This window comes from Arthrobacter sp. S39 (assembly GCF_004320525.1).
GTDB lineage: Bacteria > Actinomycetota > Actinomycetes > Actinomycetales > Micrococcaceae > Arthrobacter.
The window spans coordinates 162,302-179,666 of record NZ_SIHX01000003.1 but is presented as its reverse complement, the minus strand read 5'-3'; the positions used below and the strand labels follow the sequence as shown (position 1 = coordinate 179,666).

The following is a 17,365-nucleotide window of genomic DNA, read 5'->3' as shown; positions in this document are numbered from 1 at the left end:
ATATTCCGCAGGCCGCAAACTACCCGTATTCAGCGGCGGTTCGCGGTTCTACACTGAAGATCCAGGGCACAGGTGCCCTGTCTGCGCAGTGGGAGGAATGGCCATGTCGGTCCGGGAACCGTTGAGAATCCGCAAAGCACTGCTGGCCGGTGTGGTGGCACTGGCCCTGACCGGCACGGGCGTCGCGATCGCCTGGTCCGCCACGGACTCGCCGTCGCCGTCTCCCTCGGAGTCCGCCCCCGGAAAATCGGACAAAGCCCAGCGCCCGCAGCACCTCCACAGCGAGAGCGTGGTGAAGAAGGCGGACGGGACGTTCGAAACGGTCCTGAGCCAGCAAGGCACCGTGGAGTCAGTGAGCGAAACCTCGGTCACGGTGAAAAGCGAGGACGGCTTCACGCAGACTTATGCAGTCAAAGCGGAGACCAAGGTCATCAAGTTCCCCGCCCCGGCCGCTGACGGAACACCGGCAAAGGGCGACGACGGCAAGCGGCTGAAGCCAACAGATGCCACCATCGCGGAGATCGCCACGGGAGAGACGGTCAGGGTCTCCGGCGTCAAGAACGGCGATACGGTCACCGCGAAAAAGGTCGTCGAGGGCGCTGGGACGGGTCCGGGACTGGGCCTCGGAAAAGGCCTGGGCAAGGGCCACGCCAAAGCACACGGCCACGGCAGGCCATCCACAAAGTAGGTAGCAGCAAGTGTCGGTTTGAGCCCTCATAACGACATCTACTGCTACTCAGTTGGGCCCTGTTCCACCAGCCCGGTCATGATCGCCTGCAGCGCCTCGCACACAATCATCACCGAGCGGCGCTTCAGGTTCTCCGGGCGTGCCAGGATATCGATGCGCCGCCGGGTGCTGATGCCCTCAAGCGGCCGGAGCACAATACCCGGATTCAGTACCGGCCGCGCCGTATGGCGCGGCAGCAGGCCCACCACCCCGCCCGCCGCCACCAGCGCGGCCACGGTGGAGTAGTCGTTGATCCGGTGGACGATGTTCAGTTCCTTGCTGGAAACGGCCGCGACGGCGGACAGGACGTCCGCGGGGGAGTAGCCGGTGTGGCTGGTCACCCAGGCTTCACCCACGACGTCGGCCGCGCTGACCGTGTCCTGGCCGGCCAGGCGGTGGTCCGCCGGCAGGGCAACATCCAGCGGTTCGTGCGCCAGCGGGATCACGGCCACCCGCTCCGCCGGCCACCGCGGACTGTGGTCCATGCGGTGCGCCAGCACGAGGTCGTACCGGGCCGTCAGCGCGGGAAAATCATGCTGCGCCACGTCTTCGTCGGAGAGCTGGATCTTCGGCTGGCCCGGCGCGTCCAGCATCCGCGCAAGCGGCGCGAACAGCGCCTGGCCCGCGCTGTGGAACCCGCTGACCGTCACCGGCGCCACCGGGGACCCGTGATAGGCGCCGATCGCCGTCCGGGCATCCGCCATGGCGCTGACGACGGCGGCACCGGCGTCGGCGAGGACCTGGCCGGCTTCGGTGAGCACCAGGTTCCGGCCCTCCTTCCGCGTCAGCGGAACCTCGACGTTGCGCTGCAGCAGGGACAGCTGCTGGGACACGGCGGAGGGCGTGACCATCAGCGTCTCGGCCACGGCTTTGACGCTGCCCAGGGCTCCGAGCTCGCGGAGGATTTCCAGCTGGTGAATTTCCATCCGCCCAGTCTACGCCTAAGCAAATACTTCATCGTCGATTGAGAAAATACTGCTTGTGCTAATGCTTCGAAGTGGCTCTAATGAAGGAAGATCTCCGCCCGCGTCACGCGAGGCGGCCGCCCTGAAGTGAGGAAGCCAATGAAGGCGCTCTACAAGTCCGGCGCACACGCCGGGTTCGAACTGGTTGACCGCCCGGAACCCGAAGCGGGCCCCACCGACGTCAAGATCCGCGTCCTCACCACCGGCATCTGCGGAACCGACCTGCACATCCAGTCCTGGGACTCCTGGGCGCAGGGCATTATCGAGGCGCCGCTGATCGCCGGCCACGAATTCTTTGGCGAAGTGGTGGAAACCGGCGAAGACGTCCGGGACGTCAAAGTGGGGGACCGGGTGTCCGGCGAAGGCCATGTGGTCTGCGGGATCTGCCGGAACTGCCGCGCCGGCCGCCGGCACATGTGCATCCACACCGTGAGCGTGGGCGTGCAGCGGGACGGCGCCTTCGCCGAGTACGTGGTCATCCCCGAGACCAACGTCTGGGTCCACCACGATCCCTCCATCACCCCGGAGCTCGGAGCCATCTTCGATCCGTTCGGCAACGCCGTGCACACCGCCCTCAGTTTTCCGCTGGTGGGCGAGGACGTCCTGATCACCGGTGCCGGCCCCATCGGTCTGATGGCCATAGCTGTGGCCCGCCATGCCGGCGCGCGGAAAATCGCCATCACCGACGTCTCACAGCCGCGCCTGGATCTGGCCCGCCGGCTGGGCGTGGACCTGGCCATCGACGTGTCCACCACCCGCGTCAGGGATGCCCAGCGTGAACTCGGCATGCGCGAGGGCTTCGACATCGGAATGGAAATGTCGGGCCACCCCACGGCGCTGCCCGAGATGATCGAGAACATGAACCACGGCGGCCGCATCGCCATGCTCGGCCTGCCCAGCCAGGACATCACCATCGACTGGGGCAAGGTGGTCACGCACATGCTGACCCTGAAGGGCATCTACGGCCGGGAAATGTACGAAACCTGGTACGCCATGAGCGCCATGCTGTCCTCCAACCCCGTACTCCACGCCGGCATCTCTGCCGTGGTCACGGACAGGCTCCCCGCCGCAGAGTGGGAAAAAGGCTTTGACATTGCCCGCGCCGGCGTCGGCGGAAAAGTTGTCCTCGACTGGACCGAACTCTAAGGAGCACCATGTACACCGCCATCAAGGACCAGCTGCAGTCAGAGCTGGACGACATCCGCACCGCCGGGCTCTTCAAGACCGAACGGAGCATCAACTCCCCGCAGTCCAGCCACGTCACCGCCGGGCAGATCGGCCAGCCGGGCTCCACGGTCCTGAACTTCTGCGCCAACAACTACCTGGGCCTCGCGGACCACCCGGACATCATCGCCGCAGCCAAGGAAGCCATGGACACCCGCGGCTTCGGCATGGCCAGCGTCCGCTTCATCTGCGGCACCCAGGACCTGCACCTGGAGTTGGAGGCCCGCGTGTCCAGGTTCCTCGGGACCGAGGACACCATCCTGTTCTCCAGCTGCTTCGACGCCAACGGAGGGGTCTTCGAATCCCTCTTCGGGCCGGAGGATGCCATCATCTCCGACGCCCTCAACCACGCCTCCATCATCGATGGAATCCGTCTCTGCAAGGCCCAGCGCTTCCGCTACGCCAACCAGGACATGGCGGACCTCGAAGCCAAGCTCGTTGAAGCGACGGATGCCCGGCGCAAGATCATCGTCACCGACGGCGTGTTCTCCATGGACGGCTACCTCGCGCCGCTGGAGGCCATCTGCGACCTCGCCGAGAAGCACGACGCCCTGGTGATGGTGGATGACTCCCACGCCGTCGGATTCATGGGCGCCACCGGGGCCGGCACCCCCGAACATGCAGGCGTGTCCTCCCGCGTGGACATCTACACCGGGACGTTCGGCAAGGCCCTCGGCGGGGCGTCCGGCGGCTACGTCTCCGGCCGCAGCGAAGTGGTGGCCATGCTCCGCCAGAAAGCACGCCCGTACCTTTTCTCGAACTCCCTCGCCCCCGCGATCGTCGCCGCCACCATTAAGGCGCTGGACCTGGTGGAGAACTCCGGTGACCTGCGGACCCGGCTGTTCGAAAACGCCCGGCTGTTCCGCCGCCGGATGACCGAGGAAGGCTTTGAACTCCTGGACGGCGAACACGCGATTGTTCCCGTGATGTTCGGGGATGCCGTGATGGCCGCCAAAGTGGCCGACCAGATGCTCCAGCACGGTGTCTTCGTGACTGCCTTCAGCTTCCCGGTGGTCCCCCGCGGGGCCGCCCGGATCCGGGTGCAGCTTTCGGCCTCACACTCAGCGGACGACGTCGAAGCGTGCGTGGGTGCGTTCGTCGCCAGCCGCGCCGCGGTAGCCGGCTAAAGCTCGCTCCGCAACCCAGCAACATCGCGGTTTCGACAGGCTCAACCACCGGTGGTTGAGCCTGTCGAAACCAGCAGGAACTCGGCCGCAGGTCAACTCTGCAAGGATGGAGCCATGGCAGCTCATTACGATGTCCTGATTGTCGGCGGCGGCATTGCCGGACTGTCCCTGGCTTCCGCGCTCGCCGGCAGCTGCAGGGTGGCGCTGGTGGAGGCGGAGCAGGAGCTGGCGTACCACACGTCCTCCCGCTCGGCCCGGCAGCTGATCCCCAGCTACGGTCCCGCCGTCGTCCAGGAACTGACGGTCCGGACGCTGGAACTGATAGCCGGGCGGGACGCTGAACTGCCCCGGCCGGTCCTGTCTCCGCGCAGCTTTATGCTCATCGGCACGGAAGAGTCCGTCCGCGCAGAGGCCAGCGGCCACATGCGCGCCATCTCCGTTGCTGAGGCGCATGAGCTGTGCCCCGCGCTGGCGCCGGACTCCTTTTCCGCCGCCGGCCTGGACACCGGATCCTTCGGCTGCGACGCCCCGCTGCTGCTGGCCGACCACCGGCAGCGGGCGGAAGCCGCCGGCACCGACATCATCACCGGTGCCCGGGTGTACTCCGCCCAGCGGCTGGGCACAGGATGGGAAATCGGTGCCGGGCAGGAGGCCTTCCAGGCCGGGGTCCTGGTCAACGCCGCCGGCGCCTGGGCCGACGAGCTCGCCGTCATCAGCGGCGTGGAGAAGCTCGGACTGCAGCCCTACCGGCGCACCGCGGCGATTGTCGACGTCGAACATCCGCTGCCCGGGCGCAGTCCCATGGTGGCGGCAGCGGACAACACGTTCTACTTCCGCCGCGAGGGCACCGACGTGCTGATCTCGCCGTCGGAAACGGTCCCCAGCGCGCCGGAGGACGCCAGGCCGCGGCCCGGCGACGTCGAGCGCCTGATCGCGAAGCTCAACCAGGTGACCACCTTAGGGATCCGCGGCATCCGCACTGCCTGGACCGGGCTCCGGACCGAAGCTGCCGACGGCGTCCCGGTGGCCGGGTTCGACGCCGAGGCGCCCGGGTTCTACTGGCTCGCCGGGCAGGGCGGTTACGGGTTCCAGACCTCGGCGGCGATGGCCGAACTCGCAGCCGCGCAGATCCTTGCAGGGCACGGTGCCGCGCAGGGCGGCACCGCGGACAGTCCGGCATTCCGGACAGCGGAGGCGCTGGCCGCCACGCGCTGGTCCATCCGGCGCTGAAGAATGGTCTCATGAGCACACTGATCACCAATATCGCCGAACTGATGACCCAGGACCTGGACCACCGGGTCCTGAAAAACGCGGCCATGTTGATCGACGGGGAACGCATCGCCTGGCTCGGCCCCGCAGCCTCTGCACCGGCTGCCGACGACGCCGTGGACGCCGGCGGCCGCGCGGTGCTGCCCGGCTGGGTTGATTCCCATACGCACCTGGTCTTCGCGGGGGACCGTACCGCCGAGTTCGAAGCCCGGATGGCGGGGGAGGCGTATGCGGCCGGCGGAATCGCCGTGACGGTGGACGCCACCCGGCGCACGTCCGATTTCGACCTCACCAGGCTGGCCATGGCGCGGGTCTCCGAGGCCGTATCGCAGGGCACCACGTACCTCGAAACCAAGACCGGCTACGGGCTGGACACCGAGCACGAGGCCCGCAGCGCCCGGATCGCCTCCACGGTAGCCGACGAAGTCACCTACCTCGGCGCCCACCTGGTTCCCGCCGGCTCCGATGCCGGTGCCTACACCGACCTCGTGTGCGGGCCCATGCTGGACGCGGTCCGCCCTTATGTCCGCTGGGCTGACGTGTTCTGCGAGGAAGGTGCCTTCACCGCTGAGCAGTCCCGCCGCGTGCTTCAGGCCTGCCGGGACGCCGGCCTGGGCATCCGCGTCCACGGCAACCAGCTCGGCGAGGGCCCCGGCGTGCAGCTGGCGGTGGACCTGGGTGCGGCGAGCGTGGACCACGTCAACTACCTGTCCGGCCAGGACGTGGCCGCGCTGGCCGGAAGCTGGTCCGGCTGGGATCCCGCAACGGGCACCGGCGCCCGGGGAACCGTGGCCACCTGCCTTCCGGCGTGCGACCTCTCCACCCGCCAGCCGCTGGCACCGGGACGTGCTTTGCTTGATGCCGGGGTGCAGCTTGCCCTGGCCTCCAACTGCAACCCCGGCACCTCCTACACCAGTTCCATGGCCTTCTGCGTATCCACGGCCGTGCTCCAGATGCGGCTTAGCGTCCATGAGGCGGTCCGGGCCGCAACGTACGGCGGCGCGCTGGCGCTGCACCGGGACACCGGGAACGACGCCGACGGCGAACGGGCGGTGGGTTCGCTCGCCGTCGGGCACCGGGCCGACGTACACGTGCTCAACGCGCCGTCCGCCACCCACCTCGCCTACCGCCCGGGCATGCCGCTCACGTACGCTGTGTGGCGGGCAGGTGTGCGGGCACGTTAGTCTCGGCTCTCATTCTGACGTTTAGTGATCGATTTGGTCTGATATGATCATAAAACGTCATTATCTGGTGACGGTTTGATCGCTGAGAGGCCCCCATGACCCGTACCGACCGCCTGACGGCCATCCTGGACATCCTCGCCAAAACCGGCCAAGTGGAGGTCGAGGAGATCGTCTCCCAGCTTGCGGTGTCGCCCGCAACTGCCCGCCGCGACCTTGACAGCCTGGCCAAGCGGCGGCTGCTGACCCGCACGCGGGGCGGAGCCACCACCGGCGCCCTCGCCTACGACCTGCCCGGGCGCTACAACCGCGACGACCACGCCGAAGCCAAGGAAGAGATTGCCCAGGCCGCTTCAGCCCTGATTTGGCCCGGGGCCGTGATCGGCCTCTGCGGCGGCACCACCAGCACCGCGCTCGCCCAGATCCTCGCAACCCGCGAAGACCTCAACGCCCCGGCCAACCAGCCCACCCTGACGGTGGTCACCAACGCCATCAACATCGCCTCGCAGCTGGCCGTGCGGCCCAACATCAAGGTCATGGTGACCGGAGGCATCCTGAATCCGCGGTCCTACGAACTGGTCGGGCCGTATACGGACATCATCATGCAGAAGGTGGTCCTGGATATCGCGTTCATCGGGGTGAACGGCATCGACCCCGAGGTTGGTCCCACCAATACCGGGGAAGGCGAGGCTTCCGTGAACGCGCTGCTGGCCAGCCGGGCGCGGGTCTCCTACGTGCTGGCGGATTCGTCCAAGGTGGGTATCCGGGCCTTTGCCACGATGGACGGGTATGACTTCACCCGCCTCATCACGGACGCCGGGATTTCAGCCGAGGACAAGGCCGCGTTCGAGGCCAACGGCACCGAAGTGATTGTGGCGCCGCACTAAATACACCTCTAGAACACCATGGGCGGGGCGTCCAGGACGGTCTCGTCCACCCGCCGGTCCACCCACTGGCTGAACGGGATGTCCAGCTCGTACTTCTCCGCGTCAGTGCGCACCAGCGTCCGCACGGCGGCGTTGTCCGGGTTGTTGAGGGACTCAAAGTACTCCACGGACCAGTGGAACCAGCGCATGCAGAACAGCCGCATCGTCAGCCCGTGGGTCACCAGCAGGGTATTGGGGGCATAGTCCGGTTTGGACCAGTGCCGGTAGAGGGTTTCCATAAAAGAGGAGATCCGGTCGTAGACGTCGGAGCCGGACTCACCTTCGCGGAAGCGGTAGAAGAAGTGGCCGTAGGCGTTGCGGAGTTCCTTCTGGTCCTCGATCTCCCCGCTGATCTGGAAGTTGGCCCAGTCCTGTTCGCGGAGCCGGGGCTCTTCGATCACCCGTTCCGTGAGGCTGCCGAGGTTGAGCGCCTCCAGCGTCTGGTACGCCCGCAGGTACGGCGACACGTAGACGCACACCTGGCGGCCGTCCAGCTCCCGCCGGATCCTTTCGCCGGCCGCCGCGGCCTGTTCCACGCCCAGGGGAGTCAGCGGGATGCGGTAGTCGGGCACGCGGTTGTAGATGGACGTGTCCGCGTTGGCCATGGACTGGCCATGCCGGATCATGATGATTTTCCCTGGCGCGCTCATAAGCCCCAAGCATAAGTCCTGGGCCATGCACTGCCGGGCGGCCCAAATCAGGAAAGAACCAGAAACTGCAGGCAAGATGGGAACATGCTGGTTCCCTCCCGCCGTCGGCTGCGGCTCGAAGTATGGATTGTCCTGGGCCTGTCCCTGGGACAGTCGGCCGTCTATTCAGTGGTGCAGCTGCTGGACAAGATGACCCGTGCCCCGCTGGCCGAAGGCACCTCCACGCTGAACCGTTCGCAGAGCAGCCGGGAATACTTTGACCTGACCTACCAGTTACTGGACATCATCTTTGCGCTGGTTCCAGTGCTGCTGGTCATCTACTTCCTCACCGAGCACCGGCAGTCCACGCCGGGGGCACCGCAGGGCGGCTCCGCGTTCCGGAAGCTCGGCTTCGACTTCGCCCGGCCGGGCCGTGACCTGCTGCAGGGGCTGGGGCTGGCTGCGCTCATCGGCATTCCGTCGCTGGGCCTCTACGCTGCGGGCAGGGCGCTGGGAATCACCACGGCCATCATCCCCAGCGCACTCGATTCATACTGGTGGACCGTACCCGTCCTGATCCTGTCCGCGGTGCGCCATGCCGTGGTGGAGGAGGTGATCGTGGTGGGGTATCTGCTGGACCGCTTTGGGAAGTTCGGCTGGAGCATGCCGCTGGCGATCTTCGCCAGTTCCCTGCTGCGCGGCAGCTACCACCTCTACCAGGGCTTTGGCCCGTTTATCGGCAACGCCGTCATGGGGGTGGTCTTCGCCTGGCTGTACACCAAGACCCGTCGGGTGATGCCGCTGGTGGTTGCACACGCCCTGCTGGACATCGTGGCGTTCGTTGGCTTCAGCCTGTTTGGCAAGGCCGTCGGCCTGGGGTAGGGCCGGGTTACCTGGGCCAGGCCCGGATTAAAGGGATTCGGCCGCCATCGGTGGGTGGCATCGTTGGCACCCGCTGATGGCGGCCGAAGTATTGACGAAGCGGTCAGATGGTGACTGCTCCGGAGGCGGTTTCGAATGTGACGGACAGGATGCCGGGGGTTCCGTGCGGAGCCACCCAGTCAACGGCGACGTCCTCCAGCGGCTTCTCCACCGGCTCGCCCAGCCATTCGGTCACCCGTGCTGCCGAACCGGCAATGGTCAGGCAGGACATCTTGACGTTGCTGTCGTAGGCGTTGGACGGGTGGAGGGCGGGATCGCCTTCCCACTTGAGCATGTACGGCACCTGCGGGTCCGCGATCAGGCCCAGGATGCCGATCTGCTTCCAGACCAGTTCGCGGCCGTCCGGGAACTTGCGGTTGCCGTTGACGGCGGACCGGCCCAGGCGTTCTTCGAACGGGGCGAGGTCGTCCACTTCGACGCACCAGCCCATCCAGCCGCCGCCGGCCGCGGACCGGGCACGGACTGCCTGTCCGAACGGCGCCTTGTCCGATGCCGGGTGGTCAAGCACCTCGACTACTTCCAGATATTTGTGCCCGGCGAGCGGGATGATCATGTTCCGGGTTCCGAAACGGGGGTGCACTCCACCCTTCACGGCTTCGACGCCGAGGGCGGACGAAATACGTTCGGTGGTGGCAGCCAGGCCATCGTGTTCACAGGCGTAAGAGACGTGATCCATGCGCATGCCCTCATCTTGGCACTTTGTGATCCGGCTCTCAGCTAAGGGTATCCTTACCTACTTTGGGTACGTCACGAGTGGACATCGGCCCTTCCGCGGCCCCTTGAAAGCCGCCCGTTGACCATGTTCGTCACAATGCTGTTGCACGCCGATGACAGCTTCCTACACTGAACGCAGGTCATGAGCGCCAGCGCCAAGCCCCGGCTCGCTGGCCGGCAACCCTCCTTCCGCGGTGGGGTGCCCCGGGTGAGGACCTGGCTGTCCGGCAACGGCCGGACAGCAAGCGCGGCCCGTGGTGCTCCCAGCATGCCCGGGCCCACGTCAAAGGAGCCTTGAATGTCCAACGGATGGTCTTTTGAAACCCGCCAGATCCACGCCGGACAGGAGCCGGACAGCGCCACAGGGGCGCGTGCGCTCCCGATCTACCAGACGACGTCGTTCGTCTTCCCCAGTGCCGAAAGCGCCGCCAACCGCTTCGCGCTCGCAGAGCTGGCGCCGATCTACACCCGCATCGGCAACCCCACCCAGGATGCCGTTGAACAGCGGATCGCCAGCCTTGAGGGCGGGCTCGCGGCCCTGCTCCTGAGTTCGGGGCAGGCAGCCGAAACCTTCGCCATCCTGAACATCGCCGAGGCAGGGGACCATGTGGTGGCCAGCCCCAGCCTCTACGGCGGCACGTACAACCTGCTCGCCCACACGCTGAAGAAGTTCGGCATCTCCGTGACCTTCGTGGCGGACCCGGACAACCTGGACCACTGGCGGGACGCCGTCCAGCCCAACACCAAGCTGTTCTTCGCCGAGGTGGTGTCCAACCCGCGCCAGGACGTGCTCGATATTGAAGGAGTGTCCCAGGCAGCGCACGAGGCCGGGGTGCCGCTGATCGTCGACAACACGCTCTCCACCCCCTACCTGATCCGTCCGCTGGAGTGGGGCGCCGACGTCGTGGTCCACTCCGCCACCAAATATCTTGGCGGGCACGGCTCGGCCATCGCCGGGGTGATCGTGGACTCGGGCAACTTCGACTTCGGCAACGACCCGGAACGGTTCCCCGGCTTCAACACCCCCGACCCCACCTACAACGGCCTGGTCTACGCCCGCGACCTTGGCGCCGGCGGGGCCCTCGGCGCCAACCTCTCCTACATCCTCAAGGCCCGGGTCCAGTTGCTCCGTGACCTTGGCTCCGCAGTCTCTCCCTTCAACGCCTTCCTGATCGCACAAGGCCTGGAGACGCTGAGCCTGCGGGTGGAACGGCACGTTGCCAACGCCGTCGCCGTGGCGCAGTGGCTGGAGGCCCGTGACGACGTCGAATCGGTCGCCTATGCCGGGCTCCCGTCAAGCCCCTGGTACGGGCGCGGACGCAAATACGGGCCGTTGGGCACCGGCGCGGTGGTGGCCTTCAACCTGGCCGGCGGGGCCGAAGCGGGGAAACGCTTTGTGGATGCCCTGGAGCTGCACAGCCACGTGGCGAACATCGGTGACGTGCGCTCCCTGGTCATCCACCCGGCGTCGACCACGCACAGCCAGCTCTCCGCGGAGCAGCAGGCGGTTGCGGGCGTGACGCCGGGCCTGGTGCGGCTGTCCGTGGGGATCGAACACATTGATGACATCCTGGCCGACCTGGAAGCCGGATTCCGGGCAGCCAAGGCGGCGCAGTAAGGACACCGGTCCGGACCCGCCCAGCCTCGGGGAGTCACAAACCAGTCACACTCTTAGCCATACACGGGGGCGGTTTCGTACACTCGAAGGAGGTCATGAGTGCCAGCGACAGCCCCGGCTTGCTGGCCGGCAACCCTCCTTCCGCGGTGGGGTGCCCCGGGTGAAGACCTGGCCTGCCGGTCACTTGACGGCGGGCAAGCGCGTAGAAAAGGCCTTCACATGACGATTACCGTCTCCCGTACAGCAGTACCCGAAAACGGCGTGGTCCGTTACGCCGGCATTGGCGGACTTGAACTCGAAGCGGGCGGTTACCTGCCCGACGTCACGCTCGCCTATGAAACGTGGGGAACGCTCAATGAGGACGGCTCCAACGCCGTCCTCATTGAGCACGCCCTGACCGGCAGCACGCACGTGACACGCGGTGACAGCGACGAGCCCGGCTGGTGGGAGCAGCTGGCCGGCCCGGGCGCGCCGGTGGACACGGACAGGTTCTTTGTGGTGTCCATCAACATTGTGGGCGGCTGTTACGGCTCCACCGGGCCGTCGTCGCCCGCCCCGGACGGGCAGCCGTGGGGCTCACGCTTCCCGCTGGTGACCCTGCGTGACAGCACCGCCGCCGAGGCCCGCCTCGCGGACCAGTTGGGCATCGGCAGCTGGTACGCCGTGCTGGGCGGGTCCATGGGCGGAGCCCGCGCCCTGGAATGGGCCGTGACCTACCCGGACCGGGTGGAACGCTGTGCAGTGATCTCCGTCGGCGCCGCCAGCACCGCCGAGCAGATCGCCTTCGCCCAGGCCCAGACCCTCGCCATCCGCCAGGACGCCAACTTCAACGACGGCGACTACTACGGCGGACCCTTCCCTGAAGGCGGGCTGGCCCTGGCGCGGCGGATCGCCCACATCACCTACCGGTCAGCCCAGGAATTCGACGGCCGGTTCGGCCGGTCGGCCCAGGCACCCGAAACGCCGCTGCAGGCAGCCGCGCTGGGGGACCGGGGCCGCTACCAGGTGGAGAGCTACCTGGACCACCAGGGCAGCAAGCTCGTCAGCCGTTTTGATGCTAACAGCTACATCGCCATCACCGAGGCGCTCATGAGCCACGACGTCTGCCGCGGCAGGGGTTCCCTCGGTGAAACCCTCGCCCGGGCGACCGCCAGGTTCTTCGTGGCCGCGGTGGACTCGGACCGGCTCTATTTCCCGTCGCAGTCCTACGAACTGGCCGCGGCACTTCCCGGCGACGTGGATGTCCACGTCATTGAAGCACCCATCGGCCACGACGGCTTCCTGACCGAGATCGGCCAGCTGGGCAGCCAGCTCCGGAAGACGTTCCTGGTCTGACCGGGTTGCCCGGCCGGATTGTCCAGGCTGGTCAGCCGTCCATGATTTCGGAGCGCCGTTTCATGTACTCGTCCACGGCCATCTCGCCGTTGCTGTACCGCTGGTCCAGTTCCGCGAGTTTGCGGGCACGGAAGCCCTGCGGGGCCGACGGCGGCGGGGGAGTTGCGGGGGCAGCCGGCTGCTGCGGTGCTTCCGCTGCCCGGCCCGGCGCAGGCTGGCCGTACGGCGGGAACTGCTGGTCCGCGGGCGGAACGGGCATCATGGGCGGCAGCGGCTGGCTGGGCGGCAGGGGCTGCGGTCCGTCGAGCTGGCGGAACCCGCCGCCCATATAGTCCTGCTGGGTGTAGCCGTCACGCGGCTGCCGGCTCTGCGGCCCGGGGAACTGGCCGCCGCCGGGAAACTGGTCAGGGTAGCGTCCGGAGAAGCTCTGTTCCTGGTTCCGCTTGTTGACGGATTTCCGGTACATCCGCATCGCCATCGGAATCAGGAACGACAGAATGATGATCCAGAAGAACAAGCTGTTCACGGTGTAGCGCCTCTCATGTGTGTCCTTCCAGCTTAGCCCCGCTACGCACGCGGATGGCCGGGGTTCCCAGGAAGGCCGCATATCTGTCCACCGCGTCTTCCACGGCGTTGGCCAACGGGGAGCCGGGCACCGGACCGGACGGATCGAACAGGCGGATGTCCAGTTCGCACCGGCCGGGGAGCAGCGTGTGCCGCCAGGAGCCAACCATCCTCCCGTCCCGGAGCACCACGTGCAGCAGCGAGCCATCGACCGGGAAGGCGGGAGCGGTGCCGCCCAGGTAGTGCCGGGAGGCGGAATAGCCCATCACGTATTCGTCGTAGCACTGGATCAGGTCGATCCGCGGTCCGCCCTCAGCGCTGCCGGCGCCCTGCCCGGCACCGTAATAAAACACGACGCCGTCAATCACCGCAGTGCCGAGAACTTCCGGTCGTTCCTCGATGGCCAGGCGCAGGCCCTCCCGGACCTCGGCCATCGTCAGTCCCGACCAGTCGGCACAGTCCTTGACGGTGGCCGGACCGCGGCTCGTGAAATAGCGCCGGGCCAGCTCCGCCAGCGCCTCCGGCCGGGTCGGCGGCACGGCCGGTCCGGCAGGCACCCGCTCGTCAAAGAGGGCGTACGTCTGCTTCAGCGCGCCGCCGCGGCTGCGCACCGGCGTTCCGCTGACCAGGACCCCGCTGATTTCGGCGTGCATGATCAGGTAGGCAAGTTCCAGGCCATTTCCCGCGAAGCCGGCATCCTGCAGCCTCGCCGCAAGCTGCTCCCGGGTCAGATGGTTGCCGCCGGCGACGGCCCCGGCCAGGACCTCCCGGCTCCGGGCGGCAGCGGCGGCGTCAATCCCGGTGCGGCGGTACATGCCCGCATTGCCCTGGTGGAGCCGCGGAGCGGAGAGGGCAAGGAGCCAGCGGAGATCGTCGCGGTGGACAAAATGCCACGTGGGCCGCAGGATGTGGGTGCGCAGGATCCGGCCGTCGGCCACCGCCTCCTCGATGTCCGCGGCCGTGGCGGCAGGGCCTCCACCGGTGGAACCGGCCGGCCCGCCGAATGATCCATCGGCCACGGAGCGCTGGGCAAGGCTCCAGCGGGCGTAGGGAAACTCCTGCGCCTGCACGGCCAGCAGGTTCCGCAGGGCCGCCTCCGGGGATGGCGCTGCCGGACCGCGGAGCATCTGGGACTGAAGCCGACGCCGCACCACAGCATCCGGTTCCATGCCTGCCGCCTGCATCACGCTTCGCGGTTCCGGCCCGGCCGCGGCTAGTGCCGGGCCGCGTCAGTGGAGCCGAGCGGACCCTCGCCGGATCCCAACGGGACGCCCGGGCCGAACACGGGTCCCGGCGTCGGACGCTTTGCGGTGATCCCGTCCCCGGAGGAACGGTGGCGAAGCCGCCGCACCACCCACGGCACAAAGTATTCACGCGCCCACACGAGGTCCCCGGACCGGGCTTCGCGCCAGGTGCGCGGCGGCAGCGGCTTGGGCTGCAGGGGTTCGAGCGTGTGGCTGACGTTGAGCGAGTCAAGCACCATGGCCGCGATCGTGTGGTGTCCCAGGGGCGAGAAGTGCAGCCTGTCCTCGTCCCACATCTGCGGGTCGCTGAGCTGCCGCAGGGACCACATGTCGGCGATGATGGCGTCATGCCGGGCCGCAACGGTCCGCAGGTTCTCGTTGTAGATGGCCACCTTGCTGCGGATCCGGCCAAGGACCGAGGACCCGGTATCCGGGCCGTTGAAAAGCACCACGGTGGCGCCGCCCATGCCCAGGATCTGCACGACGGAATCGAGCCGCTCCGCCAGGACGTCGGGGTCGCCGCCGGGCCGGATGAGGTCGTTGCCGCCGGCCGAAAGCGTCACCAGGTCTGGCTTCAGGGCAAGGCACGGGGCAAGCTGCTGGTCCACGATCTGCTGCAGGAGCCTGCCGCGCACCGCAAGGTTGGCGTACGCGAAATCGCTCTGGCCGCGGCCCAGTTCCTCCGCCACCCTGTCCGCCCAGCCCCGGTACCCGCCCGGCCTCGACGGTTCGGGGTCGCCGATGCCCTCGGTGAAGGAATCGCCCATGGCCACATAGCGGCTCCAGGGATGTTCCGTGACATCGGACGGCGGGTTCTGCATGGCTCTGGCTTCACTCACGGTCCTATCCTGCCTTCTCGTTCTCAAGCTACGCCAACGTAGGTTGTTACCGCCGGGTAGCTGTAAGAATGGAAACCATGACTGACGCCGAAGTATTTCCCGCCCCCGTTGTTTTGTGGTCCCAGCCCGAAGACCAGCGCGCCGGGAAGCCGCTGCTGGTGCTGCTGCACGGGTACGGCGCCAACGAACAGGACCTCCTGAGCCTGGCGGACATGCTGCCGGCCGACTTCGCGGTGGCTTCAGTCCGTGCCCCGATGGCCATGGGGCCCGGCTTCACGTGGTTCCCGCTGACAGCCTCGATCGACTACTCCCTGGACGCCGTGAAAAAGGCCTCCGGCTACGTGCTGGACTGGATCGACACCATCAAGGACGGCCACTCCTCGGTGACGCTGCTGGGCTTCTCCATGGGGATGGCCATGGCCACCACGCTGCTGCGGCAGCGTCCCGCGGACTTCGCCGCCGTCGTCGGGCTTTCCGGCTTTGCGGTGGACGCCGGCGGGGACCCCTCGTTCCGCGACGCCGACCTGGACGGCACGGTGCCGATGTTCTGGGGCCGCGACCAGCAGGACCCGGTGATCACCCCGGACAAGGTCGAATTCACCATGGGCTGGGTGCGCAAGCACGTCAAACTCACCAAGGTGCTGTACACGGGCATGTGGCACGGCATCAACCAGCAGGAGGTCGGGCACGTGTCCGAGTTCCTGACGCACGAGGTGCTCAACAAGTAAGGCACGACGGCGGCGCCGCGGCTATTGCGCCCGGCCCGCCAGACGCTGCCGCGGGGGTCAGGCCTCCGGCGCGACCACTTTCACGGTCTGCCCGTTGACGGTGACGGTGTCGCCGTTGTGCAGCTGGCGTCCGCGGCGGTCATCAATATCCCCGTTGACCTTGACGAGCCCGTTCTTGATCAGCTCGGCGGCCTCCACGCCGTCCTCCACCAGGCTGGCGAGCTTCAGGAGCTGGCCGAGGCGGATCATGCTGTCGCGGATGGGGATCTCTTCGATGTCCGGGTTGCTCATACAAGCAATGATGCCTGACGTAAGGTGAATCCAATGACCCACACCCCCCGGCTGCCGTTGCTCGCAGGCCTCCCGTTGGCAGTCGGAGCAGGGCTTGCCATCCCTGTCCAGGGCCGGATCAACGGCGCACTTGGTGCCCGGCTCAATGACGGGATCGCCGCGGCGGTGGTGAGTTTCAGCACAGGCCTGATCCTGATGATCCTGATTTCCCTGGTCCTTCCGAAGGGACGGGCCGGTCTCGCGAAGATCGTTCCGGCCGTCCGAAACCGTGCCTTCCCGCCGGTGTACGTCCTGGCTGGCGGGATTGGGGCGCTGTTTGTCTTCGCACAGTCCTTCACTGTTGGCCTCCTGGGCGTGGCGCTGTTCACCGTGGCCACCGTGACCGGCCAGACGGTGAGCGGCCTGCTGGTGGACCGGCTGGGCATCGGCCCCGCCGGCAAGAAGCCCGTGACCGGCATCCGGATCATCGGCTGCGTCCTCACTATCGCCGCCGTGGCGTGGGCGGTCTCGCCGCGGTTCGCGGCCCCTGCCGCGGCCTCCGCTGGAGCTTCCGGCGGGGCAGCCGGAGGGCCGGAGACGCTGCTGCTGCCGCTCCTGTTGCCCGTCCTCGCGGGGTTCCTGATGAGCTTCCAGCAGGCCATGAACGGAACAGCCACCGTCCACTACGGCACGCCCATCGCGGCGACGCTGGTCAACTTCGTGGCCGGCACGGTGGTGCTGTGGACTGCATGGGGCATCAAGGTTGCCGTTGCCGGGCCGGGCAGCCCTTTGCCGGGGGAATGGTGGTACTACCTTGGCGGGCCCATGGGCTGTGTGTTCATCGGGCTGGGCGCACTCCTGGTCCGAAGCCTCGGAGTCCTGGTGACAGGCCTTGGCATGATCGCCGGGCAGCTGCTGGGCTCCCTCGGCCTTGACCTCCTGGTGCCCGCTCCCGGAACCATCGTGGCGCCTGCCACCGTCCTGGGCACCGTCCTCACCCTGGCCGCCATCATCCTGGCCACACTGCCCTGGCCCCGGGGCGCTTTTCGGAGGTAGTGGCCGG

Annotated in this window: 18 protein-coding genes and 2 riboswitches; of the genes, 11 read left to right on the top strand and 7 right to left on the bottom strand. The window is 67.5% G+C overall.

Going from position 1 to position 17,365, the window contains the following annotated elements; translation table 11 throughout:
- Nucleotides 1-103 precede the first annotated feature (103 nt).
- A complete protein-coding gene (locus EYS21_RS07400; RefSeq protein ID WP_131132558.1) occupies nt 104-688 on the top strand; it encodes a hypothetical protein in 585 nt (194 codons plus the stop codon).
- Between the two features lie 44 nt (nt 689-732).
- Here EYS21_RS07400 and EYS21_RS07395 read toward each other — a convergent pair whose 3' ends face one another.
- Entirely contained in the window at nt 733-1,653 is a 921-nt protein-coding gene (locus tag EYS21_RS07395) for a LysR family transcriptional regulator (RefSeq protein ID WP_131132557.1), read from the bottom strand.
- Between the two features lie 138 nt (nt 1,654-1,791).
- Between EYS21_RS07395 and tdh the strand changes: the two genes are divergently transcribed.
- From tdh to EYS21_RS07370, 5 genes are all read left to right on the top strand, one after another.
- The gene (gene tdh, locus EYS21_RS07390) at nt 1,792-2,838 is read left to right on the top strand and encodes an L-threonine 3-dehydrogenase (protein WP_131132556.1); all 1,047 of its coding nucleotides are present in this window, start codon (nt 1,792-1,794) and stop codon (nt 2,836-2,838) included.
- Nucleotides 2,839-2,846: 8 nt separating this feature from the next.
- Nucleotides 2,847-4,043 carry a glycine C-acetyltransferase gene (locus EYS21_RS07385; RefSeq protein WP_131132555.1) on the top strand — a complete coding sequence of 399 codons (1,197 nt, stop codon included), beginning with the start codon at nt 2,847-2,849 and terminating at the stop codon, nt 4,041-4,043.
- A gap of 114 nt (nt 4,044-4,157) precedes the next feature.
- Nucleotides 4,158-5,273, top strand: coding sequence for an FAD-dependent oxidoreductase (locus EYS21_RS07380; RefSeq protein WP_131132554.1), 1,116 nt, complete (start codon nt 4,158-4,160; stop codon nt 5,271-5,273).
- 11 nt (nt 5,274-5,284) lie between these two features.
- Nucleotides 5,285-6,496, top strand: a complete 1,212-nt coding sequence (hutI, locus tag EYS21_RS07375) for an imidazolonepropionase (protein ID WP_131132553.1) — start codon at nt 5,285-5,287, stop codon at nt 6,494-6,496.
- 95 nt (nt 6,497-6,591) lie between these two features.
- Complete coding sequence (locus tag EYS21_RS07370) at nt 6,592-7,380, top strand: DeoR/GlpR family DNA-binding transcription regulator (RefSeq protein ID WP_131132552.1); 789 nt, start codon at nt 6,592-6,594, stop codon at nt 7,378-7,380.
- Between the two features lie 8 nt (nt 7,381-7,388).
- Here EYS21_RS07370 and EYS21_RS07365 read toward each other — a convergent pair whose 3' ends face one another.
- Nucleotides 7,389-8,069: a histidine phosphatase family protein gene (locus tag EYS21_RS07365; protein ID WP_131132551.1), complete on the bottom strand. Its 681-nt coding sequence runs from the start codon at nt 8,067-8,069 to the stop codon at nt 7,389-7,391.
- A gap of 84 nt (nt 8,070-8,153) precedes the next feature.
- On the opposite strand from EYS21_RS07365, the gene EYS21_RS07360 reads away from it, so the two are divergent.
- Nucleotides 8,154-8,930 (top strand): CPBP family intramembrane glutamic endopeptidase, encoded by a 777-nt coding sequence (locus tag EYS21_RS07360; RefSeq protein WP_131132550.1) that lies wholly within the window; start codon nt 8,154-8,156, stop codon nt 8,928-8,930.
- Nucleotides 8,931-9,033: 103 nt separating this feature from the next.
- On the opposite strand, the gene EYS21_RS07355 is transcribed toward EYS21_RS07360, so the two are convergent.
- Nucleotides 9,034-9,672, bottom strand: coding sequence for a VOC family protein (locus tag EYS21_RS07355; RefSeq protein ID WP_131132549.1), 639 nt, complete (start codon nt 9,670-9,672; stop codon nt 9,034-9,036).
- Nucleotides 9,673-9,842: 170 nt separating this feature from the next.
- A riboswitch (SAM riboswitch) is annotated at nt 9,843-9,958 on the top strand.
- Between the two features lie 44 nt (nt 9,959-10,002).
- Here EYS21_RS07355 and EYS21_RS07350 point away from each other — a divergent pair.
- Both EYS21_RS07350 and EYS21_RS07345 read left to right on the top strand, forming a co-directional pair.
- The gene (locus EYS21_RS07350) at nt 10,003-11,322 is read left to right on the top strand and encodes a bifunctional o-acetylhomoserine/o-acetylserine sulfhydrylase (protein ID WP_131132548.1); all 1,320 of its coding nucleotides are present in this window, start codon (nt 10,003-10,005) and stop codon (nt 11,320-11,322) included.
- A gap of 91 nt (nt 11,323-11,413) precedes the next feature.
- A riboswitch (SAM riboswitch) is annotated at nt 11,414-11,529 on the top strand.
- Nucleotides 11,530-11,541: 12 nt separating this feature from the next.
- Nucleotides 11,542-12,657 (top strand): homoserine O-acetyltransferase, encoded by a 1,116-nt coding sequence (locus EYS21_RS07345; protein WP_207307709.1) that lies wholly within the window; start codon nt 11,542-11,544, stop codon nt 12,655-12,657.
- A 31-nt stretch (nt 12,658-12,688) separates the two neighbouring features.
- Here the strand turns inward: EYS21_RS07345 and EYS21_RS07340 are convergent, their stop codons facing one another.
- From EYS21_RS07340 to EYS21_RS07330, 3 genes are read right to left on the bottom strand one after another with little or no spacing between them, the layout of a single operon-like run.
- Nucleotides 12,689-13,183 (bottom strand): hypothetical protein, encoded by a 495-nt coding sequence (locus EYS21_RS07340; RefSeq protein ID WP_131132547.1) that lies wholly within the window; start codon nt 13,181-13,183, stop codon nt 12,689-12,691.
- A gap of 13 nt (nt 13,184-13,196) precedes the next feature.
- Nucleotides 13,197-14,390 (bottom strand): winged helix DNA-binding domain-containing protein, encoded by a 1,194-nt coding sequence (locus EYS21_RS07335; RefSeq protein WP_131132546.1) that lies wholly within the window; start codon nt 14,388-14,390, stop codon nt 13,197-13,199.
- 44 nt (nt 14,391-14,434) lie between these two features.
- The gene (locus EYS21_RS07330) at nt 14,435-15,286 is read right to left on the bottom strand and encodes an SGNH/GDSL hydrolase family protein (RefSeq protein WP_131132865.1); all 852 of its coding nucleotides are present in this window, start codon (nt 15,284-15,286) and stop codon (nt 14,435-14,437) included.
- 95 nt (nt 15,287-15,381) lie between these two features.
- Here EYS21_RS07330 and EYS21_RS07325 point away from each other — a divergent pair, with 95 nt between their 5' ends.
- A complete protein-coding gene (locus tag EYS21_RS07325) occupies nt 15,382-16,032 on the top strand; it encodes a phospholipase (protein WP_131132545.1) in 651 nt (216 codons plus the stop codon).
- A 57-nt stretch (nt 16,033-16,089) separates the two neighbouring features.
- Here EYS21_RS07325 and EYS21_RS07320 read toward each other — a convergent pair whose 3' ends face one another.
- On the bottom strand, nt 16,090-16,323 hold the full coding sequence (locus EYS21_RS07320) for an RNA-binding S4 domain-containing protein (RefSeq protein WP_131132544.1): 234 nt from the start codon (nt 16,321-16,323) through the stop codon (nt 16,090-16,092).
- 33 nt (nt 16,324-16,356) lie between these two features.
- On the opposite strand from EYS21_RS07320, the gene EYS21_RS07315 reads away from it, so the two are divergent.
- Nucleotides 16,357-17,358, top strand: coding sequence for a DMT family transporter (locus tag EYS21_RS07315; RefSeq protein ID WP_131132543.1), 1,002 nt, complete (start codon nt 16,357-16,359; stop codon nt 17,356-17,358).
- Nucleotides 17,359-17,365 lie beyond the last annotated feature (7 nt).